The organism is Streptomyces sp. NPDC057697 (assembly GCF_042799335.1).
In the GTDB taxonomy this organism is placed as follows: Bacteria; Actinomycetota; Actinomycetes; order Streptomycetales; family Streptomycetaceae; genus Streptomyces.
On the sequence record NZ_JBHVJA010000018.1, the window covers coordinates 24175 to 51035 of the forward strand.

General features: G+C 72.2%; 10 protein-coding genes. 8 read left to right on the top strand and 2 right to left on the bottom strand.

Annotation, left to right across the window (positions count from 1 at the left end; all coding sequences use genetic code 11):
• Window positions 1–470: 470 nt before the first annotated feature.
• Entirely contained in the window at window positions 471–1832 is a 1362-nt protein-coding gene (locus ACFVFH_RS32560; RefSeq protein ID WP_383775516.1) for a helix-turn-helix domain-containing protein, read from the top strand.
• Window positions 1833–1954: 122 nt separating this feature from the next.
• On the top strand, window positions 1955–2881 hold the full coding sequence (locus ACFVFH_RS32565) for an ornithine carbamoyltransferase (RefSeq protein ID WP_383775519.1): 927 nt from the start codon (window positions 1955–1957) through the stop codon (window positions 2879–2881).
• 217 nt (window positions 2882–3098) lie between these two features.
• On the opposite strand, the gene ACFVFH_RS32570 is transcribed toward ACFVFH_RS32565, so the two are convergent.
• Together ACFVFH_RS32570 and ACFVFH_RS32575 are read right to left on the bottom strand one after the other, a co-directional pair.
• Window positions 3099–3311 carry an MbtH family NRPS accessory protein gene (locus ACFVFH_RS32570; protein WP_093549323.1) on the bottom strand — a complete coding sequence of 71 codons (213 nt, stop codon included), beginning with the start codon at window positions 3309–3311 and terminating at the stop codon, window positions 3099–3101.
• Window positions 3312–3456: 145 nt separating this feature from the next.
• The gene (locus tag ACFVFH_RS32575) at window positions 3457–3738 is read right to left on the bottom strand and encodes a hypothetical protein (protein ID WP_383775522.1); all 282 of its coding nucleotides are present in this window, start codon (window positions 3736–3738) and stop codon (window positions 3457–3459) included.
• Between the two features lie 260 nt (window positions 3739–3998).
• On the opposite strand from ACFVFH_RS32575, the gene ACFVFH_RS32580 reads away from it, so the two are divergent.
• The 6 genes from ACFVFH_RS32580 to ACFVFH_RS32605 all read left to right on the top strand — a co-directional run bounded on the left by ACFVFH_RS32580 (window position 3999) and on the right by ACFVFH_RS32605 (window position 26701).
• Window positions 3999–4451 carry a cobalamin B12-binding domain-containing protein gene (locus tag ACFVFH_RS32580; RefSeq protein WP_383775525.1) on the top strand — a complete coding sequence of 151 codons (453 nt, stop codon included), beginning with the start codon at window positions 3999–4001 and terminating at the stop codon, window positions 4449–4451.
• On the top strand, window positions 4448–5854 hold the full coding sequence (locus ACFVFH_RS32585) for a methylaspartate mutase (RefSeq protein ID WP_383775528.1): 1407 nt from the start codon (window positions 4448–4450) through the stop codon (window positions 5852–5854). Before ACFVFH_RS32580 ends, ACFVFH_RS32585 begins: the two co-directional genes overlap by 4 nt.
• The gene (locus ACFVFH_RS32590; protein ID WP_383775531.1) at window positions 5851–6864 is read left to right on the top strand and encodes an asparagine synthetase A; all 1014 of its coding nucleotides are present in this window, start codon (window positions 5851–5853) and stop codon (window positions 6862–6864) included. The genes ACFVFH_RS32585 and ACFVFH_RS32590 overlap by 4 nt, the downstream gene beginning before the upstream one ends.
• The gene (locus ACFVFH_RS32595; protein WP_383775534.1) at window positions 6861–8129 is read left to right on the top strand and encodes a glutamate synthase-related protein; all 1269 of its coding nucleotides are present in this window, start codon (window positions 6861–6863) and stop codon (window positions 8127–8129) included. The genes ACFVFH_RS32590 and ACFVFH_RS32595 overlap by 4 nt, the downstream gene beginning before the upstream one ends.
• Before the next feature lie 126 nt (window positions 8130–8255).
• Complete coding sequence (locus ACFVFH_RS32600) at window positions 8256–19619, top strand: amino acid adenylation domain-containing protein (RefSeq protein ID WP_383775537.1); 11364 nt, start codon at window positions 8256–8258, stop codon at window positions 19617–19619.
• Window positions 19616–26701, top strand: coding sequence for an amino acid adenylation domain-containing protein (locus ACFVFH_RS32605; RefSeq protein WP_383775540.1), 7086 nt, complete (start codon window positions 19616–19618; stop codon window positions 26699–26701). The genes ACFVFH_RS32600 and ACFVFH_RS32605 overlap by 4 nt, the downstream gene beginning before the upstream one ends.
• Window positions 26702–26861: the final 160 nt, after the last annotated feature.

Sequence of the window (26861 nt, forward strand, 5' to 3'; positions counted from 1 at the left end):
GGATCCTCGTCCCAGGCCGCCTCGACGAGCCGGGAAACCGGTAGCACCTTTCCGGGCTCCAGAAGCAGAGTGGCCAGAACTCGCTCCTGTATGACGCCGCCCAGTCGGAGCCGCGTTCCGTTGGACCATCCCTCTATCGGGCCAAGAATGTTGAAGCGCAGCCGAAACTCTTCTGCAGTTGACACGCATCCTCCCCCTCGGTTCGGCGCACCCGACAGCGCTTCACCAGCGCGAGGCGATCGTAGCTCTTGCGGAAGGAACTCGCGGTACTGCACCGGGAAGAGTTCGGGAATGGCTCGATGGAGTCTGTTCATCGACGGCAGGCCTTCGCTGCCACGGACAGCATGGAGCGCACGGAGCGTGAGCGGAGTCCGAAAGATCCGGACCGGGCCGTGTGTTCCGGACAGTCCTGGGCGGTCGGGTAACCGGCCATTGCGTTTTCTGAGCATGTGGAGACCGAGGAGACAATGATGAATTCCCAGCCCGCACCCGGGCTCGACGTTCTGCTGCAGAATGCGCGCCGGCGGGCGGGACTCACCCAGGAACAGCTCGCCGGACTTTCCACTGTGAGCGTACGGGCCATTCGAGACCTGGAACTGGGCCGTGTGCAGCACCCGCGCAGAGAAACGCTGAAGCTGCTCGCCCATGCGATGAGACTGAGCGACGCGAGGCGCGTCGAGCTCGAACTCGCCGTCGATGCAAAGGCCGCGGGGCGCGTCTTCCAGGACATCTACGGAGCGGGCCTCGCCACACCGCCCCCTCCGCTGCGCCCGCTGATCGGGCGGCGCCCCGAACTGGAGGCGCTGACCGCCCGGTTGAGGACGGACCACGAGCGGCTGCTGACCCTGGTGGGACTGCCGGGAGTGGGGAAGTCGCGGCTGGCCCAGGAAGCCGCTTCGGTGATTCACGCCCGGGACCGGGTCCCGGTGTTGTGGGTATCCCTGGACGACACGGCCGAAAGCGACGCGGCGGTCGCCAACAACCCGCAGGCGACCGTGACCGGATGGGTGCGCGCACTCGTCCGTGACGGCGAGGAATTCGAGGAACTGGCCGCGCTCATAGGGTCCAAGGCGACCTTGATCGTGCTGGATGGTCACGATGCGTCACCATCTGTCACCCCTCGGCTGCTGAGTCTGCTGCGTGCCTGCGAGCGCCTGAAAATACTCACCACCACCGACCGCCCGGTCCAGCTGCCCGGCGGACGGCTGCTGCCGCTGGCCCCGCTCGCGGTCCCGACCGCCGCCGACCTCGCCGCCGGACCGGTGGGCACCTCCCTCGTCGCGGACCGGCACGCCGTCGAGCTGACGCTCTCCCACGTCAGTTACATGCGACCCGACTTCCTCCCCACCGACTCCGTCGTCACCACCGTGGCCCACATCTGCCGGGCCCTGGACGGCATGCCGCAGGCGCTGGAGGCCGCCGCCTCGTGGCTGCTGCTGTACTCCCCCCAGCAGCTCCTGGACATCGCCCGGACCACACCGCTGGTCCTGCTCGACGGGGTCACGCCCGCCGATCCCGCCGCCGGCCCCACCCTGGGCGAGCGGCTCGGCGCCGCCGTCACCGGTCTCGACCCGCAGGCCGCCGAGCTGCTGCGCACACTGGCGTCGCTGGAGGACCCCTGGACGGTGGACGTCGCCGCGCGGGCCCGGGGCACCGCCCTCGCCGAGACCGCCCGCGATGTGCACGCCCTGCTGGTCCGCGGGCTGATCCGCAGGCTTCCCGCCACGGCGGGCGAACCGGTCGGCTTCACCGTGCTCAACCTGGTCCGCGCGGTCCTCGACGCGGAGCAGGAGCGGGAGTCCGCCGCCCTGGCCGTCGCCCTGGCCGAATGAGAGCTCCACACCCCACGCCCCTTCCTTCCCCCGTCCCGCCCTCCCCGCGTCCGCACACCGTCCGCGGCCTCCCGTTCCCCGAGCCGCAGTCCGACCCCGTCCTCGTGAAAGGCACCGCACCCATGCGCAACCTGATCTCCCTGGCCGACCTCACCCCCGCCGAGCTGGACCGCATCGTCCGGCGCGCCGTCACGTTCGGCCGCGACGGCATCGTGCCGAAGCCGCTGGCCGGACACCAGATCGGTCTCTACTTCCGCAAGTCCTCGACCCGGACCCGTACGTCCTTCTGGAGCGCGGCGACCCGCCTCGGCGCCGATGTGATCACCTTCGGCCCCAACGAGCTCCAGCTCAGCACCGGGGAGACGGTCGAGGACACCGCCCGGGTGCTCGGGCAGTACCTGGACGCCCTCGTCGTGCGCACCAACGGGGACGTGGAGGAGATCCGCCGGCTCGGCAGCAGCGAGGACCTGGCCGTCGTCAACGCCCTGAGCCTGGACGAGCACCCGACCCAGGCCATAGCCGATCTCGCCACCCTGACCGAGGAGTTCGGCTCGCTCGACGGGCTGCACCTGCTCGCCGTGGGCGAGGGCAACAGCTCGGGCGCGGCCCTCGCGCTCGCCGCGGCCCTCACCCCCGGCCTGCGCCTGACCCTGCTGTGCCCGCGCGGATACGAGGTGCCCAAGGAGACCCTGGACCTGGCGGCCGAGCTCAGCGGCGGCAAGGCCCTGGTGCGCCAGGTCGTCACCGCCGACGAGGTCGAGGGACCGGTGGACGCGGTCTACACCAGCCGGTGGCAGACCATGGGGGTGACGAAGGAGAACCCCGACTGGATCCGGGACTTCGACGGCTTCCGGATCGACCGCGCGTTCCTGGACCGCTTCTCCGGTCCGCGTACCGTCTTCCTGCACGACCTGCCCGCGGTGCGCGGCGAGGAGGTCACCGACGAGGTGCTCGACGGCCCGTCGAGCCGGGCCTGGCGGCAGGCCCACCACAAGATGACCGCAGCCGCCGCCGTCCTGGAGTGGTGCGTGCGCGGCATCCAGGACTGATCGCACACACCGATCGGCTCCTGGCGGACATGGGTGCACGGCCGAGGCCGCCCACGTCCGCCAGGAGCCTTCGCGCATGTCCGCCCCTGCCGTTTCCCCGCCCCGCGGCCCCCGCACACGGCCGCGCCCTCCCGGTCGCGGACATGCCGAAGGGCGGGGGCGGGGCGCGGGTCTCGCGCCTCGCACCCGCCCTTCCGGAACGGGACGAACGAAGGGCTCAGCCACCCATGGCGGCGACCACCGAACGCGGCCGCATATCGGTCCAGTTGGCCTCGATGAATTCGCCGCACTCCTGCTTGCTGCCCTCGTCCTTCACCAGTTCCCAGCCCGCCGGCTGCTGGATCCGGGCCGGCCACAGCGAGTACTGTCCCTCTTCGTTGGCCAGCACTACATAGCGGCCCTGTGAGTCCTCGAACGGGTTGGTTGCCATGATTTCCACCTCGGTTGGACGGAGTTTTTCGTGATGTCGTCGGGTGCGTGCGCCCGAGTATCTCGGCTGCATCAAATGCTAGGCGCCGAGGGCCGGTTCGCCGGGCAGAAGCCCAGGCAGAAGGGCGGCACCCCGTACCGCCGGATCAGGTGAGCACGCGCGAGCTGCGGTGCGCGCAGGTCAGCGCGACCCCGGTCGCCACCGTGGCCGCGCGCACCGCGCCGAGCGCCTCGCGCACCAGCTCCGAGCGCTCCACCGGCATCACCTCGAACCCGGGCTGACCTGCGCGGACGATATTCACGGCGGCTTCGAGCACGGCGACCTGGGCCTCGCCGAGCGCCTCGCGCCGGTCGACCCGTTCCCGTACCTCCGCCAGGACGTCCGCGAGCACGTCCGCCGCACGGACGCTGTGGCCGGTCTCTGCCATGTCATGACTCCTCGGTCTCTCGCCGGCGGGGTGCAGGGGCCGGGCGCGGAATTCTGCGGGTGCAGTGCCGCCAGTCTCACGTTCCCCGGGGCGCCCGGCACCCGGCAATGCGTCAACTGCTGCTGTGCTGCCGCCCAGTTGCCGCCGGTGACGCCGGAAACGCCTCCGCGGCGAATCTACGGTGGTGGCCGAAAGGAAGTTCCGGGCACGTCCCGGGCCCCTTTCTCCCTTGTCATCCAATGATGTGGACGAAGCGAACAATGAAGCCTGCGGAATGGGCGGCTCGTCATCGATCCGGGCCGCTGGACGTTGTTGTCACCGGACTTCAGTCCGATGCGCACACCTGGAATCTCATCTACATCCAACTGCTGCTCGAAGACCTCGGACACAAGGTCGTCAACCTGGGTTCCTGTGTGCCCGAGGACGAGATCGTCGAGTCCTGCTGCAAGTACCAGCCGGACCTGCTGGTCGTCAGCAGTGTCAACGGACACGGCTTCCACGACGCCGAGCCGCTGATCGGAGCCATCCGGTCGCGCTGGGAGCTCACCCGCCTGCCGGCGGTCATCGGCGGCAAGCTCGGCGTGTCCGGGAACGGGGAGGAAGAGGCCGAGGCCCTCAGAAGGGCCGGGTTCGACGCGGTCTTCCAGGACGGGGTCGACATCTCCGCCTTCGAGTCCTACGTCGACTCGCTGCCCAAGGAGGTGGAACGATGACCGCCCCGGCCCGTGGGCCGGACTCCGGGAGCCGCGCCACCGTGCACCGCCGTCCGCTCTCCTTCGGCCGCTTCGTCGCCGGGGCGCAGGCCCGCGGAACACTCGTCGTACAGCCCCGGATGGGCTTCTCCGACCCCGCGCTGATGCGGGCCGGCCTGAAGGCCACCAAGAAAGCGGCCGACGCGGTCGTCGGCACCATGACGATCGACAGCTACACCCGGGTCAACGACGAGGCATCCGCCGCCCGTGCCCTGGACGGCGGCGTCCCGCTCAACGGCTTCCCCATCACCTCCTACAGCCCGCACACCTCGCGCTGGGTCCTGGACGGCATCCGGGACGCGGGCTTCCCGGTACAGATCCGGCACGGATCGGCGCGCCCCCAGCGCATCGTCGCGGCGCTCGCCCGGCTCGGCCTGGACGCCACGGAGGGCGGCCCGGTCTCCTACTGCCTGCCCTACGGACGCACCCCGCTCCTGGACTCCGTACGCAACTGGCAGGAGAGCTGCGACGTCCTGGCCCAACTGCGCGGCACCGGGGCGGAACCGCACCTGGAGACCTTCGGCGGCTGCATGCTCGGCCAGCTGTGCCCGCCCGGACTGCTCGTCGCGATCAGCGCGCTGGAGGCGATCTTCTTCCACCGGGCGGGGCTGCGCAGCATCTCGCTCAGCTACGCCCAGCAGACCAACGCGGCCCAGGACCGGGAGGCGGTGCACGCGCTGCGGCGGCTGGCCGGTGAGTTCCTCCCGGACACCGACTGGCACATCGTCCTCTACACCTACATGGGCCTCTACCCGCAGACCCGGCACGGCTCCCTGGAACTCCTGGAGCGCTCCGCCGAACTGGCCGTGGAGACCGGGGCGGCCCGGCTGATCGTGAAGACCGTGGCCGAGGCCCACCGCATCCCGACCGTGGCGGAGAACGTCGAGGCCCTCCAGACCGCCGCGCGGGCCGCCGCCCGGCGCCGGACGGCGCTCGGCGCCCCCTCCGGCAACGCCCCCGCCCCGCTCGACGACCCCGCGGACAACGCGGTGCACGCCGAGGCCCGCGCCCTGGTGGAGGCGGTGCTGAACCTGGACGAGGACCTGGGCCAGGCGTTGCTGAAGGCCTTCGCCCGCGGATACCTCGACGTTCCCTACTGCCTGCACCCCGACAACGCGGGCCGCACCCGGAGTCATATCGACGGGTCCGGCCGCCTGACCTGGTCCGAGATCGGGGCGATGCCCCTCGGGCCCGTCCGCGACCGCGGCCGGCGGCTCACCGCCGCCGGGCTGTTCGACGCCCTGTCGTTCGTCCAGCGCCGCCACGACCGCATCGTCCCCCCGTCCGCTTCCCGCCCCTCGCTCCCCGCGGCGGCCCGTCGCCCGGCAGCCCGTCGGCAGCACACCCAGGAGGTAGCATCATGACCACGATCGCCGAGTCCCACGGCCACGTCGCACCCACGTTCCCGGCCTCTCCCGACCAGCACCTGATGGCCGAGCCGACCCGTGCCACGCTGCGGGTGCAGAGCCGGATGCTCGCGGCGACCCGCGCCTTCCTCACCGGGCAGGGATTCCAGGAGCTGCTGCCACCGGTCATCGGCCCGGTCACCGACCCCGGTATCCGGGGCTCCAAGCAGGTGGACGTCGACTTCTACGGCCACAAGTACAAGCTGATGACCAGCGCGATCCTCTACAAGCAGGCGTCGCTGCTGGCCTTCGACAAGATCTTCTACATCGCTCCCAACGTGCGCCTGGAACCGCTGGAGACGGCCGTCACGCACCGCCATCTCGCCGAGTTCCACCAGATCGACGTGGAGATCCGCGACGCCCGCCGCGAGGACGCGATGGAGCTCGCCGAGCGGCTCGTCGCTCATGTCGTCGACGAGGTCGTCCGCGAGATGCCGGGGGACCTGGAGCTGCTCGGCCGGGACCGGGACGCCTTCCGCGAGGTGGTGCGGGGGGCGTTCGGACGGACCACGCACCGGGAGGCCACCGCGGACCTGGTGGCGCTGGGCCACCCGCAGGACCCGGGCGCCGAGATCGACTGGGAGGGCGAGGAGATCCTCTCCGCCAAGACCAGCCGGCCGTTCTTCGTCGTCGACTACCCCAAGGGCTCACGCGGCTTCTACGACCAGGAGGACGCCGAACGCCCCGGCGTGCTGCGCAACTTCGACCTCATCGCCCCCGAGGGCTACGGCGAACTGGCCAGCGGCAGCGAGCGCGAGCACGACTACGCGGCGCTGGTCACCCGGATGCGCGAGACCGGCGAGAACCCCGCGAAGTACGGCTGGTACCTCGACCTGGCCCGCCGCGGCATCCCCGCCAGCTCCGGCTTCGGCATCGGCCTGGAGCGCTTCACCCGGTACGTCACCGGTCGCACCGCCGCCTGGGAGGCGAGCGCCTACCCGAAGCTCCCCGGTGTGGTGTCGGCATGAGCACCGTACTGAGCGCCGAGGGCTTCCCCGAGGAACAGGTGCGGCACCGGGCCAGATCCGGAGCGGCGGCGGTCTTCCCCGCGGTGGAGCACTACGGCAGCAGCCTGCTGGGCGCGGTCCCGGCCGGTCACGACCCGTACGACCTGCTGGAACGCGCCAGGATCGTCCCTCCGGTGTTCATGCCGGAGCGGCTGAAGAAGCTCATCGACCTGGCCCGTGAACCGCTCTACACGGACGTCGGACTGGACACCCGCGTGGGCGGGTTCGCCTCCCGGCTGCCGCTCTACGTCTCCGCGTTCGGCTCGACGCAGGTCGCCAGCCACGACCTGGGCGAGGCCGCCGGACGCCAGGCCGGACGGCTCGGCATCCCGATGGTCATCGGCGAGAACGTGGTCCCGGTCAACGGCTACCGCGCCGCCGCCGACTCCGCGGCGTCCCCGCTGCTCGGCCGGATCGCCGCCTACACGGCCGCCGCCGACGACGAGCACGGCGGTGTGGTGGTGCAGCAGTCCACCGAGGACGCCGACGCCGAGGTGTGGAACCTGGTCTACAGCGACCCGGTGTCCGAACCGCTGCTCGCCACCGGCCGGCTCGCCTTCGAGCTGAAGGTCGGCCAGGGCGCCAAGCCGGGCCTCGGCGGTCTCACCGTCCTGGGCCGCGAGGCAGGCGGCCGGGTCGCCGAACAGTACGCCATGGACGCGGTGTTCGGCGCCGACAGCGACTCGGTGCTGCGGATCAGCAGCCCCGGCACCTTCACCGAGGAGATCCTGCGCCAGCAGATCCGGCTGATGCGGAACAACTTCCCCCGCGTCAAGGTGTGGGTGAAGCTGCACCCCGGCCGCGACGTGGCCCTCGCCGCGGCCACCGCCTGGGCGGCCGGCGCGGACTCCGTCACGGTGGACGGCGCGGAGGGCGGCACCGCCTGGGCGCCGACCGCCTTCCTCGGCCAGGTCGGGCTCCCGCTCGGCGAATGCCTCACCCGCATCGGCCGCACCGACCACTGCCTGCTCGCCAGCGGGCGGATCTGGGAGGGCGGCCGGGCCGCGAAGGCGCTGGCGCTCGGCGCACGCGCCGTCGGTCTCGGCCGCGCCGCACTGCTCGCCGTGGACGAGGACGCCGAGGCCGGTCTCGTCCGCCTGGCCGAGTCCATCGCCCTTGAGCTCCGGCTGCTGATCAGCTCCGTCGGCAAGTACCACGCCAACGCCCTGGAAGCGGACGACGTACTGCTGCCGGCGGACGCCGCGACGGCCTCCCGCACCGGCTGATCCCACCCGCTCCACCCCCGTACCACCACTCCACTTCGCACCATGTGCACGTCATCCACCGTGGCTCCGTCGGTCTCCCGGCACGCCGCGAGACCACGAGATCCGAGCTACCAAGAAGGTGTCGAGATGTCCCAGCCGCAAACCGATCCGGCTCTCTCCCCCGGCGTCGGCGTTCCCGCGCACGTCGCCACGTACAACGACACGGCCCAGAACCTCCCCGAAGGCGCGCTGCACGCTCTCTTCGCCGCGCAGGCCGCCCGCACCCCCGAGGCCGTCGCCCTCGTCCGTGAGGACCGCCGTCTCACCTACCGGGAGCTGGACGGCGCGGCCAACGCCCTCGCGCACCGGCTCGTCGCCGACGGCGTACGGCCGGGCGACGCGGTCGGCCTGCTCTTCGACCGCTCCTTCGCCTACGTCGTCACGGTCCTCGCCGTGCTGAAGAGCGGCGGGGTGTACGTCCCCCTCGACCCCCGCCAGCCCGGCGACCGCCTCGCCTGGATCCTCGGCAACACCGGGGCCACCCTCCTGATCACCGACCGCCCGGCCGGGGAGACCGGCTTCGCCGGCGACCTGCCCGCCCTCGTGCTCGACGACGCGAGCGCCACCGCGGACACCTCCGCCACCGCGCCCGACGTCACGGTCCACCCCGACCAGCCGCTGTACATGATGTTCACCTCCGGCTCCAGCGGCACCCCCAAGGGTGTCGTGAACACCCACCGCAACGTGGTCGAACTGGCCCTGGACCCGGGCTTCGGCGCCGCCGCCCACGAGCGGGTGCTCGCCTACTCGCCGCTGCCCTTCGACTCCTCCACCTACGAACTGTGGGTGCCGCTGCTCCGCGGCGGGCTCGCGGTCGTCCTGGCCGCCCCGAAGGTCGACATCGGCGAGCTGGCGGACGCCATCACCCGCTACGGCGCGACCGCCGCCTACTTCACGACCGCCCTCTTCGACGCCATGGCCAGCGAGGCGATCGACGCCCTGGGCCGGCTGCGCGAGATCTGGACCGGCGGCGACGTCCTGTCCGCCACCGCACTCCAACGGGCCCTCGACCACTGCCCCGACACCACGTTCGTGCACGTCTACGGGCCCACCGAGGCGACCGTCTTCTGCAGTTACCAGTCCTTCACCCCCGAGGTGCGCACCCTCGACCGGCTGCACCTCGGCATCCCGATGGCGAACACCGCCATGTACGTCCTGGACGGCGAACTGCGCCACACCGCCCCCGGCGAGACCGGCGAACTCTACGTCGCCGGACCGCACCTCGCCCAGGGCTACGGCCGGCTGCCCGCCCTGACCGCCGAGCGTTTCACCGCCGACCCGTACGGTCCGGACGGCAGCCGCATGTACCGCACCGGTGACCTGGCCGCCTGGAACGAGCACGGCGAGATCGTCTTCCTGGGCCGCGCCGACCAGCAGGTCAAGCTGCGCGGCAACCGCATCGAGCTCGGCGAGATCGAGACCGTGCTGGTCCGCCACCCCTCCGTCGCCCAGGCCGCGGTCATCGTCCGCGAGGACCGGCCGGGCGACAAGCGCCTGGTGGCCTACGCCGTACCCGCGGAGGAAGGCGCCCTGGACGGCGCCGAACTCCTCCGGCACGCGGCGGAGCAGCTCGTCGAGTACATGGTGCCCTCGGCCGTCGTCCCGATGGGGACCCTGCCGCTGACCCCGAACGGCAAGCTGGACCGGCGCGCGCTGCCCGCCCCCCGGCTCGGCGCGGTGGCGGGCGGCCGGGCCCCGCGCAACCCCGTCGAGGAGGTCCTGTGCGGGCTGTTCGCCCACTCCCTCGGCCTGCCGTCCATCGGCATCGACGACGACTTCTTCACCCTCGGCGGCCACTCGCTGCTGGCGACCCGGCTGGTCAGCCGGGTGCGTACCGTCCTGGACGTCCAGCTGACACTGCGCCAGTTCTTCGAGTACCCGACCGTCGCCCTGCTCGCCGAGTACGTCGCCACCGGCGGCGGCGAATCCGCCCGCCCGGCCCTGACCGCCCAGGAGCGCCCGGAGCCGCTGCCGCTCTCCGCGGCCCAGCAGCGGCTGTGGTTCCTCGACCAGCTGGAGGGCCCGTCGGCGACGTACAACATCCCGCTCGCCGTCCGGGTACGGGGCGAACTCGACGTCGCCGCCCTGGAGTCCGCGTTCACCGACGTCGCGGGACGGCACGAGAGCCTGCGCACCGTGTTCGGCCAGGCCGGCGGGCAGACCTGCCAGCGCATCCTGCCCGCCGACAGCGTGCGGGTGGAGCTGCCGGTCACCCCGGCGACCGAGGAGAGCATCGCCGCGCTGCTGACCGCCGAGGCCGAGCGCGTCTTCGACCTGGCATCCGATCTGCCCTTCCGCGCCCGGCTGTTCCGCCTGGGCGAGCAGGAGTCCGTCCTGCTGGTCGTGATGCACCACATCGTCTCCGACGGCTGGTCCTACCAGCCGCTCATGCGCGATCTGAGCACCGCGTACGCGACCCGCTCGCGCGGTGAGCGCCCCGCCTGGGAGCCGCTGCCGGTCCAGTACGCCGACTACGCGCTGTGGCACCGCGGTGTGCTCGGCGACCCCGAGGACGGGGAGAGCGTCGCCGCCCGGCAACTCGACTACTGGCGCCGGACCCTGGCCGACCTCCCGGAGGAGGTCACCCTGCCCGCCGTCCGGCAGCGGCCCGCCGTCGCCTCCTACCGCGGCGCCACCCACACCGTGCGCCTCTCCCGGGACGTCCACTCCTCGCTCGCGGAGCTGGCGCGCGAGGCGGGCGCCTCGGTGTTCATGGTGGCCCAGGCGGCGGTGTCGACGCTGCTGTCCCGCTCCGGCGCCGGGCACGACATCCCGCTCGGCTCACCGATCGCGGGCCGCACGGACCAGGCGCTCGACGATCTGGTCGGCTTCTTCGTCAACACGCTCGTGCTGCGGACCGACACCAGTGGGGACCCGAGCTTCCGTGAGCTGCTGACCCGGGTCCGGGAGACGGACCTCGCGGCCTGGAGCCATCAGGACCTGCCGTTCGACCGGCTGGTCGAGGCCCTCAACCCCGAGCGCACCACCGCCCGCCACCCCCTCTTCCAGGTCATGCTGACGCTGACGGACGCGGCCACGCCGACGCTGGTCGCCGAGGACCTGGACACCGATTCGGAGTTCACCTGGCTGCGGTTCGCCAAGTTCGATCTGACCTTCTCGTTCGCGGAGCACCGTGACGCGGACGGCCGGCCGGGCGGCCTGGACATCACGATCGAGTACGCCACCGACCTCTACGACGCCCGTTCGGTGGAGCTGTCGGGCGAGCGGCTGGTCCGGCTGCTGGACGCGGCGGCCATGGCGCCGGACGCTCCCGTGGGCGAGCTGGAGCTGTTGTCCGAGCACGAGCGCGGGCTGTTGCTGGACGAGTGGGCCGGTGCGGTGACCGGTTCGCCCGACGCGGGTCTCGCGCAGCTCTTCGCGGCGCAGGTGGTGCGGACCCCGGACGCGGTCGCGGTGGTGGGTGAGGGGCGTGAGCTGTCCTATCGGGAGCTCGACGCGCTGGCCAACCGTGCGGCGCGGCGGCTGATCGGTGAGGGCGTGCGGCCGGGCAGTCGGGTGGCGTTGTTCCAGGAGCGTTCGGTGAGCGCGGTGGTGACGACGCTGGCCGTGGTGAAGGCGGGCGCGGTGTACGTACCGCTGGACACCCGCTACCCCGCCGACCGGGTCGAACTGATCGTGAGCCGGTCGGGCGTCTCGCACGTGGTGACGGACCGGGGCCCGGTCTCGTGGGCGGTCCCGGCGGGCGTGCGCGTGCTGGACCCGGTGACGGGCGACACGGGCGACGACCCCTCCGACCCCTCGGTACCGGTCCATCCGGACCAGCCGGTGTACGCCATGTTCACCTCGGGCTCGACGGGGGAGCCGAAGGGCGTCGCGGCCACCCACCGCAACGTGGCGGACCTGGCCGCGCAGACCATGTACGCCAACGGCAATCACACCCGGGTGCTCTTCCACTCCGCGATGGCGTTCGACGCCTCGACATACGAGATGTGGGTGCCCTGGCTCAACGGCGGCACCCTGGTCGTCGCCCCCGCCGGCCATCTCGACGCGGCGGCGTACGAGGCGCTGATCGCCGAACACGGCATCACCTCGCTCTGGTTGACCGCCGGTCTGTTCCGGGTGATGGCGGAGGAGGTGCCGGAGGCGTTCGCCGGGGTGCGTGAGGTGTGGGCGGGGGGTGATGTGGTGCCGCCGGAGGCGGTGCGCCGGGTCATGGACCACTGCCCGGACGTCACGGTCGTCAACGGCTACGGCCCCACGGAGACCACCACCTTCGCCGCCACTCATCACATGCACGGTCCGCTGGACCACGCGGGTGCCGTCCCGATCGGTGAGCCGCTGGACAACCACCGCCTCTACGTCCTGGACGAGGGGCTGCGGCTGGTCCCGCCGGGCACGCCCGGTGAGCTGTACATCGCCGGGGCCGGACTGGCCCAGGGCTATCTGGACCGCCCGGCGCTGACCGCGGACCGTTTCGTGGCCGATCCGTACGGCCCGGCCGGTACCCGGATGTACCGGACCGGCGACCTGGTCCGCTGGAACCGGGAGGGCTCCCTCGAATACCTCGGCCGCGCCGACCAGCAGATCAAGCTGCGCGGCTTCCGCATCGAGCTCGGCGAGATCGAGACCGTGCTGACCGACCGGGAGCAGGTGGGCCAGGCGACCGTGGTGGTCCGCGAGGACCGGCCCGGCGACAAGCGCCTCGCCGCCTACCTGGTCGCCGCAGACGGAGCCCGGATCGACACCGAGGCGGTACGCCGCGAACTCGCCGGCGTGCTCCCGGAGTACATGGTCCCGTCCGCCTTCGTCGTCCTCGACGAGATCCCGCTCACCGTCAACGGCAAGGTCGACCGACGCTCCCTGCCCGTACCGGAGTCCGGCCACGACGCCACCGGGCGGGCGCCCAGGGGACCGGTCGAGGAGGTCCTGTGCGGCCTCTTCGCGGAAGTCCTCGGGCTGCCCTCGGCCACCATCGACGACCACTTCTTCCACCTCGGAGGGCACTCCCTCCTCGCCACCCGCCTCATCAGCCGCATCCGCCAGACCTTCGGCGTCCAGATCACCGTCCGGGACCTCTTCCAGGGGCCGACGGTGGCGTCGCTGGCCGAATACGTCGAAGCGGGCGGCGAGGCCGTGCGGCGGCCCGTGCTCCAGGAGGCCGCCAGGCCCGACCGGGTGCCGCTCTCCTCCGCCCAGCAGCGCCTCTGGTTCCTCCACCACCTGGAGGGGCCCTCGGCGACATACAACATTCCGCTCGCCCTGCGGCTCACCGGCGCGCTCGACCACCAGGCACTCCAGCTCGCCCTCACCGACCTGGTGGTGCGGCACGAGTCGCTGCGCACCCTCTTCGCCATGGCGGACGACGCCGCCTACCAGTGGCAGCTCCCGGCGGCCGAGGTCCGGGTGGAGCTGCCCGTCATCGCGGAGAGCGAGGCCGCACTCGACGAGGAGCTGGCCGCACAGGCCGCCCGCAGCTTCGACCTGGAATCCGAACTGCCCGTCCGGGCGGTGCTGTTCGCGCTCGGCGACGAGGACCATGTGCTGCTGGTGGTGATGCACCACATCGCCTCCGACGGCTGGTCCACCACCCCGCTGCTGCGGGACCTGGCGGCCGCCTACACCGCCCGCGCCGAGGGCGACGCCCCCGCGTGGGAGCCGCTGCCGGTCCAGTACGCCGACTACACCCTCTGGCAGCGGGAACTGCTCGCGGCGGACGGGGAACGGCAGGCGGAGTTCTGGCGCGCCACCCTGGACGGGCTGCCCGACGAGGCCACCCTGCCGGCCGACCGCCCGCGCCCCGCCGTCGCCAGCTACCGCGGCAACACCCACAGCGTCCACGTCCCGGCACAGCTGCACGACGGGCTGACCCGGCTCGCCCGGGAGACCGGCAGCACGATGTTCATGGTGGCCCAGGCCGCCGTCGCCACCGCGCTGTCCCGTTCCGGCGCCGGGCACGACATCCCGATCGGCGCCCCGATCGCGGGCCGCTCGGAGCAGGCGCTCGACGACCTGGTCGGCTTCTTCGTCAACACCCTGGTGCTGCGCACCGATCTGACGGGAGATCCCAGCTTCCGTGAGCTGCTGACCCGGGTCCGGGAGACCGACCTCGCCGCCTGGGCCCACCAGGACCTGCCGTTCGACCGGCTGGTGGAAACCCTCAATCCCGAGCGCTCCACCGCACGGCACCCCCTCTTCCAGGTGGTGCTCACCCTCCAGGAGGCGGTCACACCCACCCTCGAACTCCCGGGCGTCCACGCGGAGTCGGGCTTCACGACGCTGGAGATCTCCAAGTTCGACCTGACCTTCTCCTTCCATGAACACCGCACGGCGGACGGCCGTCCCGGCGGGCTGGACATCAGGGTCGAGTACGCCACCGACCTGTACGACGCCGCGACCGTCGAGGCGGTCACCGGCCGACTGGTCCGGCTGCTCGGTGACGCCGTCGAACGGCCCGGAACCCCCGTCGGGGAACTGGAGTTCATCGGCCCGGACGAGCTCCACCAGCTCCTGGAGGAATGGAACGGCGCGGTCACCGGCTCCTCGGGCGCCGGCCTCGCGGAACTGTTCGCCGCCCAGGCGGCACGCACCCCGGACGCGATCGCCCTGGTCGACGGCGACCGGGAGCTGAGCTACGCGGAGCTGGACGCGGAGACCAACCGCCTGGCCCACCACCTGGTGGCGCTCGGCGTCCGGCCGGAGAGCGTCGTCGCCGTCCTGATGGAGCGCTCGGCCGACCTGCTCACCGGGCTCCTCGCCGTGGTCAAGGCCGGAGGCGTCTACGCCCCGCTCAACACCGCGGACCCCGACCCGCGCCTGCTCCGGATCCTCACCGAGACCGCGGCATCGGTCCTGCTCACCGACCGGGCGCTGGCCGACCACCCGATCGTCGCCCGCACCACCGCCGAGACCGTCGTGCTCGACCGGACCGCCGCCTTCGCCCACCTCCCGTCGACACCACCGGCGCCCCGCGCCCACCCCGACCAGTGGCTGTACGTGATGTTCACCTCGGGCTCGACGGGGGTCCCGAAGGGTGTCGCGGTGACCCACCGCAATGTCGCGGACCTGGCCGCGCAGACCATGTACGCCAACGGCAACCACACCCGGGTGCTCTTCCACTCGCCGCACACCTTCGACGCCTCGACGCACGAGATCTGGGTGCCGTGGCTGAACGGGGGAGCGGTCGTGGTGGCACCCCCGGGCTACCTCGACCCGGGGACCCTGGGCGGGCTGCTGACCGAGCACGGCGTCAGCTCCCTGTGGCTGACGGCGGGTCTGTTCCGGGTGATGGCGGAGGAGGTGCCGGAGGCGTTCGCCGGGGTGCGTGAGGTGTGGGCGGGGGGTGATGTGGTGCCGCCGGAGGCGGTGCGCCGGGTCATGGACCGGTGCCCGGACGTGACGGTCGTCAACGGTTACGGCCCCACGGAGACCACCACCTTCGCCGCCACCCACCGCATCCACCGTCCGCTGGACCACGCGGGTGCCGTCCCGATCGGTGAGCCGCTGGACAACCACCGCCTCTACGTCCTGGACGAGGGGCTGCGGCTGGTCCCGCCGGGCACGCCCGGTGAGCTGTACATCGCCGGGGCCGGACTGGCCCGCGGATACCTCGGCCGACCCGGCATGACGGCGGACCGTTTCGTGGCCGATCCGCACGGCCCGGCCGGTACCCGGATGTACCGCACCGGCGACCTGGTCCGCTGGAATCCCCAGGGCTCGCTCGAATACCTCGGGCGCGCCGACCAGCAGGTCAAGCTGCGCGGCTTCCGTATCGAACTCGGTGAGATCGAGGGCGCGTTGGCCGCCCATGCGAGCGTCGGCCAGGCGACGGTGGTGGTACGCGAGGACCGGCCCGGCGACAAACGCCTCGTCGGCTACCTGGTCGCCGCCGACGGAGCCCGGATCGATGTGGCCGAGGTGCGCGGTCATGTCGCGGACGCCCTGCCCGAGTACATGGTCCCGTCCGCCTTCGTCGTCCTCGACGAGATCCCGCTCACCACCAACGGCAAGGTGGACCGGCGTGCCCTGCCGGCACCGCAGGTCTCCCACGCCAGCAACGGGCGTGCCCCGCGCACACCGCAGGAAGAGGTCCTGTGCGGCCTCTTCGCGGCCGTCCTCGGACTGCCGTCGGTCACCATCGACGACCACTTCTTCCACCGGGGCGGCCACTCGGTGCTGGGCACCCGCCTGATCAGCCGCATCCGGCGCGCGTTCGGCGTCCAGCTCGGGGTGAAGGACCTGTTCCGGAACCCCACGGTGCTCGCGCTCTCGGAGTGCGTCAGCGCGGGCAGCGGCGAACTGCCCAGGCCCGCGCTGATGCCCGAGGAGCGGCCGGAGATCATTCCGCTCTCCTCGGCGCAGCAGCGGCTGTGGTTCCTCGACCAGATGGAAGGACCCTCCGCCACCTACAACATCCCGCTCGCCCTGCGGCTCAAGGGCCCCCTCGACCACCGGGCCCTGCGCCTCGCCCTCACCGACGTCACCACCCGCCACGAGGGCCTGCGCACCGTCTTCCCCACGCATGAGGGCACCCCCCACCAGCACGTCCTGCCCCCGGCCGCCGTCGACCTCCCGCTGATCACCACCACCGAGGAGGAGGTCACCGGACGGCTGGCCGAGCTGTCCTCGGCCACCTTCGACCTGGCCGTCCAGCCCCCCGTCCGCACCCATCTCCTCTCGCTCGGAGAGCGGGAACACATCCTGCTGGTGGTCATCCACCACATCGCCTCCGACGGCTGGTCCAACGGGCCGCTCTTCCGCGACCTGACGGCCGCCTACACCGCCCGCGCCGAGGGCAGCGCCCCCGCGTGGGAGCCGCTGCCGGTCCAGTACGCCGACTACTCCCTCTGGCAGCAGCGACTCCTGGGAAGCGACGAGGAACGCCAGCTCGACCACTGGCGCGAGACACTGGCGGACCTCCCGGAAGAGGCCACGCTCCCGGCCGACCGGCCCAGGCCGGCCACCGCGTCCAACCGGGGCACCACGCACACCGTGCACTGCCCGGCCGGCCTGCACGACTCGCTGACCTCACTGGCCCAGGACACCGGCAGCACGCTCTTCATGGTGGCCCAGGCGGCGGTGTCGACGCTGCTGTCCCGCTCCGGCGCCGGGCACGACATCCCGCTCGGCTCACCCGTCGCGGGCCGCACCGACCCGGCGCTCGACGATCTGGTCGGCTTCTTCGTCAACACGCTCGTGCTGCGGACCGACACCAGTGGGGACCCGAGCTTCCGTGAACTCCTCACCCGGGTCCGAGAGACCGACCTCGCGGCCTGGAGCCATCAGGACCTGCCGTTCGACCGGCTGGTCGAGGCCCTCAACCCCGAGCGCACCACCGCCCGCCACCCCCTCTTCCAGGTCATGCTCACCGTCGGCGACATGGCCGCCGACGCCCCCGAACTCCCGGGGCTGGAAGCCGAGTACGAGTTCTCGAAGGTGGAGATCGCCAAGTTCGACCTGACGTTCGGCTTCGCGGAGCGCCGTACCCGCGACGGCCGCCCGGACGGCCTGGACATCACCATCGAGTACGCCACCGACCTCTACGACGCCCGTTCGGTGGAGCTGGCGGGCGAGCGGCTGGTCCGGCTGCTGGACGCGGTGGTGGCCACGCCGGACGTCCCGGTGGGCGAGTTGGAGCTGCTTTCGGCCAACGAGCGCGGGCTGTTGCTGGACGAGTGGGCCGGTGCGGTGACCGGTTCGCCCGACGCGGGTCTCGCGCAGCTCTTCGCGGCGCAGGTGGTGCGGACCCCGGACGCGGTCGCGGTGGTGGGTGAGGGGCGTGAGCTGTCCTACCGGGAGCTCGACGCGCTGGCCAACCGTGCGGCGCGGCGTCTGATCGGTGAGGGCGTGCGGCCGGGCAGTCGGGTGGCGTTGTTCCAGGAGCGTTCGGTGAGCGCGGTGGTGACGACGCTGGCCGTGGTGAAGGCGGGCGCGGTGTACGTACCGCTGGACACCCGCTACCCCGCCGACCGGGTCGAACTGATCGTGAACCGGTCGGGCGTCACCCATCTGGTGACGGACCGGGACCCGGGTGCGGCGGCGCCGCCGGCGGGCGTGCGGGTGCTGAGCGCGGTGCCGGACGGCGAGGGCGCCCCGACGGACGCCTCCGACCCCTCGGTGCCGGTCCATCCGGACCAGCCGGTGTACGCCATGTTCACCTCGGGCTCGACGGGGGAGCCGAAGGGTGTCGCGGTGACCCACCGCAATGTCGCGGACCTGGCCGCGCAGACCATGTACGCCAACGGCGACCACGCCCGGGTGCTCTTCCACTCCGCGATGGCGTTCGACGCCGCGACGTACGAGACATGGGTGCCCTGGCTCAACGGCGGCACCCTCGTCCTCGCCCCCGCCGGGCACCTGGCCCCCGCCGACTACCAGCGGCTGCTGGCCGAGCACCGGATCACCGCGCTGTGGCTGACGGCCGGTCTGTTCCGGGTGATGGCGGAGGAGGTGCCGGAGGCGTTCGCCGGGGTGCGTGAGGTGTGGGCCGGCGGTGACGTGGTGCCGCCGGAGGCGGTGCGCCGGGTCATGGACCACTGCCCGGACGTCACGGTCGTCAACGGCTACGGCCCGACGGAGACCACCACCTTCGCCACCATGCACCGCATCCACCGCCCCCTGGACTACACGGGCGCCCTGCCGATCGGTGAGCCGCTGGACAACCACCGCCTCTACGTCCTGGACGAGGGGCTGCGGCTGGTCCCGCCGGGCACGCCCGGTGAGCTGTACATCGCCGGGGCCGGACTGGCCCAGGGCTATCTGGACCGCCCGGCGCTGACCGCGGACCGTTTCGTGGCCGACCCGTACGGCCCGGCCGGTACCCGGATGTACCGGACCGGCGACCTGGTCCGCTGGAATCCCCAGGGCTCGCTCGAATACCTCGGCCGTGCCGACCAGCAGGTCAAACTGCGCGGCTTCCGCATCGAACCGGGCGAGATCGAGACCGTTCTCGCGGGCCGGCCGGGCGTGGCCCAGGCGACCGTGGTGGTCCGGGAGGACCGGCCCGGCGACAAGCGCCTCGTCGCCTACCTGACCGCCGAGGACGGCGCCCGGATCGAACCCGGGGACGTACAGCGACAGGTGTCCGGGCTGCTGCCCGACTACATGGTCCCGTCCGCCTTCGTCGTCCTCGACGAGATCCCGCTCACCGTCAACGGCAAGGTCGACCGACGCGCCCTGCCCGCCCCGCAGTTCACCAACGAGAACACCGGGCGCGCACCGCGCACGGCCAGGGAAGAAGTCCTGTGCGGCCTCTTCGCGGAGATCCTCGGACTGCCCTCGGTCACCATCGACGACCACTTCTTCAACCTCGGCGGGCACTCGCTCCTCGCCACCCGGCTCGTCGGCCGGATCCGCACCGTACTCGGGGTCGAGCTCTCCGTGGCGACCCTCTTCGAAAACCCGATCGTGGCCACGCTCGTCGAGAAGCTCGACGGCGCCGAGGCCGCGCGGCCCAGACTTCGGCCGATGCGCCGGATGGGAGTGACCAAGTGATTCCCCTGTCATTCGCCCAGCAGCGGCTCTGGTTCATCGCCCAGATGGAAGGGCCGTCGACCACCTACAACATCCCGCTCGCCGTGCGGCTCAACGGCGAACTCGACCGCCCCGCGCTCCAGTCGGCGCTCCTGGACGTGGTCGGCAGACACGAGAGCCTGCGCACCCTCTTCCCCGACCAGGACGGCACCCCGTACCAGGACATCCTCGCCGAGGAGGACGTGGAACTCGAACTGCGGGTCGTCCCGGCCGACGCCGCGACGCTGCCCACCGTCCTCGCCGACGAGTCCGCCCAGGTCTTCCACCTCGCGGTGGACCTCCCGGTCCGGGCCAGTCTGATCGCCCTCGGCGAGCAGGAACACGTCCTGCTCATCGTGATGCACCACATCGTGTCGGACGGCGGCTCGACCGCCCCCCTGCTCCAGGACCTCGCCACCGCCTACGAGGCCCGCGCCCGGGGCGTCGTGCCCGACTGGGAGCCGCTCCCCGTCCAGTACGCCGACTACACCCTCTGGCAACAGGAACTGCTGGGCGAGGGCGACGACCCGGAGAGCGCCGGATCGCGCCAACTGGACTTCTGGAGCCGGGCCCTGGCCGAGCTGCCGGAGGAGGCCACCCTGCCGGCCGACCGCCCGCGTCCCGCCTCCGCCTCGTACGTCGGCGCCACCTGCGACGTCCATCTGCCCGCGGAACTCCACATCGGGCTGACCCATCTCGCCCGGGAGTCCGGCGCCACGCTGTTCATGGCGGTCCAGGCCGCCGTGGCGACCGTGCTCTCCCGCTCCGGAGCCGGATCCGACATCCCCATCGGCTCCCCGGTCTCCGGGCGCATCGACGAGGCGCTCGACGGCCTGGTCGGCTTCTTCGTCAACACCCTGGTGCTCCGCACGGACCTGAGCGGCGACCCGAGCTTCCGCGAGCTGCTCTCCCGGGTCCGCAGGACGGACCTGGCCGCCTGGGACAACCAGGACCTGCCGTTCGACCGGCTCGTCGAGGTGCTGAACCCCGAGCGCTCCGCCTCCCGCCACCCGCTCTTCCAGGTGATGCTCACCATGGGCGAGGCCGGTTCGGACGTCATCGGCTTCCCCGGTCTCGACGCCCGCACCGAGTACAGCGCCCTGCAGATCGCCAAGTTCGATCTGACCTTCGGCTTCGCGGAGCACCGTACCCGCGACGGCCGCCCGGACGGCCTGGACATCACCATCGAGTACGCCACCGACCTCTACGACGCCCGGACCATCGACGCCCTCATGGCCAGGCTGAACCGGCTGCTGGAAGCCGTGGTCACCTCGCCCGACACCCCGCTCCCGGTCCTCGACCTGCTCGGCGAGCACGAGCGGCGGCTCCTCCTGGAGGAGCGCAGCGGCGCCGACACCGGCACGTCCGGGATGAGCCTGGCGGAGCTGTTCGCCGCACAGGCCGCCCGCACCCCCGACGCGATAGCCCTGGTGGACGAGGACCACGATCTGACCTTCGCCGAGCTCGACGAGGTCACCAACCGGCTGGCCCACCACCTCATCGAGGTGGGAGTGCGGCGGCACGACGTGGTCGCCGTCCTGATGGAACGCTCGACCGACCTGCTCACCGCGCTGCTCGCCGTGGTCAAGGCCGGTGCGGTGTACGCCCCGCTCAACACCACCGACCCCGACAGCAGGCTCGTCCAGATCCTGGCCGACACCCGGGCGCCGGTCCTCCTCACCGACCAGGCGCTCTCGGACCACCAGGTCGTCCTGGACGCGCGGGCACGGATCGTCGTCCTCGGTGACACCACCGACCTCGACCGGCAGCCCGCCACCGCCCCGGCCCACACCATCCACCCCGACCAGCCGGTGTACGCGATGTTCACCTCGGGCTCGACCGGGGTCCCGAAGGGCGTCTCGGTCACCCACCGCAACGTGGCGGACCTGGCCGCGCAGACCATGTACGCCAACGGCAACCACCGGCGCGTGCTGTTCCACTCGCCGGCCGCCTTCGACGCCTCCACGTACGAGATCTGGGTGCCGTGGCTCAACGGCCGCGCCGTCGTGGTGGCACCGCGCGGACACCTCGCCCCCGCCGACTACCAGCGGCTGCTGGCCGAGCACCGGATCACCGCGCTCTGGATGACCGCAGGGCTCTTCCGGGTCATGGCGGAGGAGGCGCCCGAGGCGTTCGCCGGGGTGCGTGAGGTGTGGGCCGGCGGTGACGTGGTGCCGCCGGAGGCGGTGCGCCGGGTCATGGACCACTGCCCCGACGTCACGGTCGTCAACGGCTACGGCCCCACGGAGACCACCACCTTCGCCACCACCCACCGCATCCGCCGCCCCCTGGACCATGCGGGCGCCGTCCCGATCGGAGAGCCCCTGGACAACCACCGCCTCTACGTCCTGGACGACGGCCTGCGGCTGGTCCCGCCCGGCGCCCCCGGTGAGCTGTACATCGCGGGGGCCGGACTGGCCCAGGGCTACCTCAACCGCGCCTCGCTGACGGCGGACCGTTTCGTGGCCGATCCGTACGGCCCGGCCGGTACCCGGATGTACCGCACCGGCGACCTGGTCCGCTGGAACCACGAGGGCTCGCTCGAATACCTCGGCCGCGCCGACCAGCAGATCAAGCTGCGCGGCTTCCGCATCGAACTCGGTGAGATCGAGAGCGCCTTGGCCGCCCACGCGAGCGTGGGCCAGGCGACCGTGGTGGTCCGCGAGGACCGGCCCGGCGACAAGCGCCTCGTCGCCTACCTGGTCGCCGCCGACGGAGCCCGGATCGTCACCGAGGCCGTCCACCGCGAACTCGCCGGCGCGCTGCCCGAGTACATGGTCCCGTCCGCCTTCGTCGTCCTCGACGAGATCCCGCTCACCACCAACGGGAAGGTCGACCGGCGCGCCCTGCCCGCGCCCCGGCAGACCACCGGAACCGGCGGGCGCCCGCCCCGCACACCCGCCGAGGAAGTCCTGTGCGGCCTCTTCGCGGCCGTGCTCGGGTTGCCCTCGGTCACCATCGACGACCACTTCTTCCGGCGCGGCGGGCACTCCCTGCTGGCCACCCGCCTCATCAGCCGCATCCGGGCCGTGTGGGAAACCGAGATCACCATCCGGGACCTGTTCCAGTACGCCACCGTCGCCCAGCTGGCCGAGCGGATCGAGGCCGAGGGCAGCGGGGAACGGCGGCCCGCGCTGATGCCCGAGGAGCGGCCGGAGATCATTCCGCTCTCCTCCGCACAGCAGCGGCTGTGGTTCCTCGACCAGATGGAAGGACCCTCCGCCACCTACAACATCCCGCTCGCCCTACGGCTCAAGGGCCCCCTCGACCACCAGGCGCTCCGGCTCGCCCTCACCGACGTCACCACCCGCCACGAGGGCCTGCGCACCGTCTTCCCCACCCACGAGAGCACCCCCCACCAGCACATCCTGCCCCCGGCCGCCTTCGACCTCCCGCTGATCACCACCACCGAGGAACAGCTCACCGCACGGCTGGCCGAGCTGGCCGGCCGGACCTTCGACCTGGCGGCCGAACCGCCGTGCCGGGCACAGCTGCTGGAGCTCGGCGCCGAGGACCATGTGCTCGTGCTGGTGATCCACCACATCGCCTCCGACGGCTGGTCCAACGGACCGCTCTTCCGCGACCTGGCCACCGCCTACGAGGCCCGCACCGAGGGCGACGCCCCCGCGTGGGAGCCGCTGCCGGTCCAGTACGCCGACTACTCCCTCTGGCAGCAGCGACTCCTGGAACGCGACGAGGAACGCCAGCTCGACCACTGGCGCGAAACACTCGCCGACCTTCCGGAAGAGGCCACGCTCCCCGCCGACCACGTCCGCCCCGCGGTCGCCTCCAACCGCGGCCGCACCCACGCCGTGCACTGCCCCGCCGCACTGCACACCGCCCTGATGGAGCTGGCCCAGGACACCGGGACCACCCTGTTCATGGTGGCCCAGGCGGCCGTGGCGACGCTGCTGTCCCGCTCGGGCGCCGGGCACGACATCCCGCTGGGCTCACCCGTCGCGGGGCGCACCGACCAGAAGCTCGACGACCTCGTCGGCTTCTTCGTCAACACCCTGGTCCTGCGCACCGACACCAGCGGCTCCCCGAGCTTCCGCGAGCTCCTCACCCGGGTCCGAGAGACCGACCTCGCCGCCTGGGCCCACCAGGACCTGCCGTTCGACCGGCTGGTCGAGGCCCTCAACCCCGAGCGCACCACCGCCCGCCACCCCCTCTTCCAGGTCATGCTCACCGTCGGCGACACCAGCGGCGAGGCGCCCCGACTGGCCGGCCTGGAGAGCGAGTTCGCCGTCCCGCCGGTCTCCGTCGCCAAATTCGACCTCACCTTCGCGTTCGCCGAGAACCGCGCCGCCGACGGCAGCCCCGACGGCCTGGACATCCTCATCGAGTACACCACCGACCTGTACGAAGCCCGCACCATCGAGGCCACGGCGGACCGCCTCGTCCGGCTCCTCACCGGCGCCGTGGCCACCCCCGATCTCCCGCTCCCGGAGCTGGAGCTGGTGTCCGGGCAGGAGCGGGAGCAGCTGCGGGAGTGGAGCGGCGCGCAGTCGCCGGCGCCCGCCCTCGGGCTCGACGCGCTCTTCACGGAGCAGGCCGCCCGCACCCCGCACTCGGTGGCGCTGGTCCACGAGGAACAACAGGTCACGTACCAGGAGCTGGACATCTGGTCCAACCGGCTGGCCCGCCACCTGACCGCACGCGGGGTCACCCCGGGCAGCATCGTCGCCATCCACCTGGAACGGTCCCCGCAACTCATCGCCGCCCTGCTCGCCGCGCTGAAGGCCGGCGCCGGATACACCCTGCTCGACCCGCAGTTCCCGGCCGACCGGCTGAACACCGTGCTCGGGCAGACCGACCCGGCGGCGCTGGTCACCCAGGCCCACCTGACGGCCCTGTCGACCCCCGCCACCCTGGTCGACCTGACCGCGGAGATCCCCGCCATCAGCACGCTGCCGGGCGCCCCGGTGGAGACGGGCGGGCACCCCGAGTCCCTCGCCTGCGTGATGTTCACCTCCGGATCCACCGGAGTCCCCAAGGGGGTCGCCGCCTCGCACCGGGCGCTGGCCGCCACGTTCATCGGCCCGGACTACCTGGACTTCGGCCCCGGCCAGACCTATCTGCAGAGCTCCCCGGTGTCCTGGGACGCCTTCGCCCTGGAGGTCTTCGGACCGCTGCTGCACGGCGGCGTCTGCGTCCTCCAGCCCGGCCAGCACACCGACCCGCACCAGATCGCGGAACTGGTCGAACGGCACGGGATCACCACCCTCCAGATGTCGGCCAGCCTCTTCAACCACATGCTCGACGAGCACCCGGCGGTCTTCTCCCGGATCAAGGAGGCCATGACCGCCGGTGAGGCGGCCTCACCCGCCCACACCGCCAAGGCACTCGCCGACCACCCCCACCTCCACCTCGTCAACGGCTACGGACCGGCCGAGAGCATGGGCTTCACCACCGCCCACACCCTCACCCGCCCGCAACCGGCCATCCCGATCGGACGGCCCATCGCCGGCAAGCACGCCTACGTGCTGGACGAGAACCTGCGCCTGCTCCCGCCGGGCGTCCCCGGCGAGCTCTACGTCGCCGGGCACGGCCTCGCCCACGGCTACATCGGACAGCCCGGCCTGAGCGCGGAGCGGTTCGTCGCCGACCCGCACGGCGCCCCCGGCTCGCGGATGTACCGGACCGGCGACCTGGCCCGCTGGAGCCACGACGGCGCACTGGAGTATTTCGGCCGGGCCGACCAGCAGATCAAGCTGCGGGGATTCCGCATCGAGCCGGGTGAGATCGAATCGGCGCTGCTGCGGCACCCCTCCCTCGCCCAGGTGGCGGTGCTGATCCGAGAGGACCGGCCCGGCGACAAACGGCTGGTGGCGTACGTGGTACCCGCCGAAGGCAGCCGGCCGGACCCGGCGGAGCTGCGCCGGCACGCCGTCGCCGCCCTGCCCGAGTACATGGTTCCGGCCACGATCGTGCCGCTGGACGCGCTGCCCCTGACGGTCAACGGCAAGCTCGACCGCCGTGCGCTGCCCGAGCCGCAGCAGACCGACACCGCGGGAGGGCGCGCGCCGCGCACCCCGGCGGAAGAAGTCCTGTGCGGCCTGTTCGCGGACGTCCTGGGGCTGACCTCGGTCACCATCGACGACCACTTCTTCCAGCTCGGCGGCCACTCGCTGCTCGCCACCCGGCTGATCGGCCGGATCCGCTCCATCTGGGACACCCGCGTCACCATCAGGGACCTGTTCCAGTACCCGACGCCGGTACTGCTCGCCGAGCACATCGCCACGAACACCGGCGGCGACCCGATGGAGACGCTGCTGCCGATCCGGGCCGCCTCCGGCTCCGGCTCCCTGGCCCCGCTGTTCTGCGTCCACGCGGTCTCCGGGATGAGCTGGTCGTACGCCGGACTGCTCCGGCACATCGGCGGACGGCGGCCGCTGATCGGGCTCCAGGCGAAGGAGCTGACCAGCCCCTCGGACCGGCCGGCCGGGATCGAGGAGATGGCGGACGGCTACGTCGCCGAGATCCGCTCGGTCCAGCCCCATGGCCCGTACCACCTGCTCGGCTGGTCGTTCGGCGGCCTGGTGGCGCACGCCATGGCCGCCCGGCTGGAGGAGCAGGGCGAGGAAGTGGCCGTCCTGGCGCTGCTCGACTCCTACCCGCTGCCCAACGGTTTCCGGCCACCCGCCATCACCGGCCGGGAGGTGCTCACCGCCCTGCTCGGCGGCCGCGGCGCCGGACTCGACGTGCGGTGCGCCGACACCGCCCCGGACGCCGGGGAACTGGCCGCCGTACTGCGCGCCGAGGACGCGATCCTGGGCGCGCTGGAACCGGCCCAGGCCGAGGCCGTCGTCGCCGCGACGGCCGGCAACCTGGAGATGCGCTACCGGTACGTCCCCCGGCGTCGGTTCGGCGGCGACGCGGTGTTCTTCAACGCCGCCCGCACACCGGCCGCGACGGGCGGCGCCGACGCCTGGGCCCCCCATGTCGCGGGCCGGGTCGAGGAGTACGACATCGACTGCGAGCACTGGGACATGACCACCGCCGAGCCGCTGCGCGAGATCGGCAAGGCGCTGGCCGAGGAGTTGCGCGGGGTGCGCCACTGACCCAGGAACCACCCCGGGTGCCCGGGTCCGCCGATGACGGCGGACCCGGGCACCTTCGCGTGCGCCGCCCTCCTCGTACGCCGAATTGCCCGCGTGCTGCCGCTCATGCCGCCGGGCGGCGGGTTCCGGCCTGCATAGCGTGAAGCCATCCGCAGGCCAC

What these genes read in the sequence shown, in the direction of transcription:
- ACFVFH_RS32560 (WP_383775516.1), top strand. Translation starts at nt 471, where the DNA reads ATGAATTCCCAGCCCGCACCCGGGCTCGACGTTCTGCTGCAGAATGCG.
- ACFVFH_RS32565 (WP_383775519.1), top strand. Translation starts at nt 1,955, where the DNA reads ATGCGCAACCTGATCTCCCTGGCCGACCTCACCCCCGCCGAGCTGGAC.
- ACFVFH_RS32570 (WP_093549323.1), bottom strand. Translation starts at nt 3,311, where the DNA reads ATGGCAACCAACCCGTTCGAGGACTCACAGGGCCGCTATGTAGTGCTG.
- ACFVFH_RS32575 (WP_383775522.1), bottom strand. Translation starts at nt 3,738, where the DNA reads ATGGCAGAGACCGGCCACAGCGTCCGTGCGGCGGACGTGCTCGCGGAC.
- ACFVFH_RS32580 (WP_383775525.1), top strand. Translation starts at nt 3,999, where the DNA reads ATGAAGCCTGCGGAATGGGCGGCTCGTCATCGATCCGGGCCGCTGGAC.
- ACFVFH_RS32585 (WP_383775528.1), top strand. Translation starts at nt 4,448, where the DNA reads ATGACCGCCCCGGCCCGTGGGCCGGACTCCGGGAGCCGCGCCACCGTG.
- ACFVFH_RS32590 (WP_383775531.1), top strand. Translation starts at nt 5,851, where the DNA reads ATGACCACGATCGCCGAGTCCCACGGCCACGTCGCACCCACGTTCCCG.
- ACFVFH_RS32595 (WP_383775534.1), top strand. Translation starts at nt 6,861, where the DNA reads ATGAGCACCGTACTGAGCGCCGAGGGCTTCCCCGAGGAACAGGTGCGG.
- ACFVFH_RS32600 (WP_383775537.1), top strand. Translation starts at nt 8,256, where the DNA reads ATGTCCCAGCCGCAAACCGATCCGGCTCTCTCCCCCGGCGTCGGCGTT.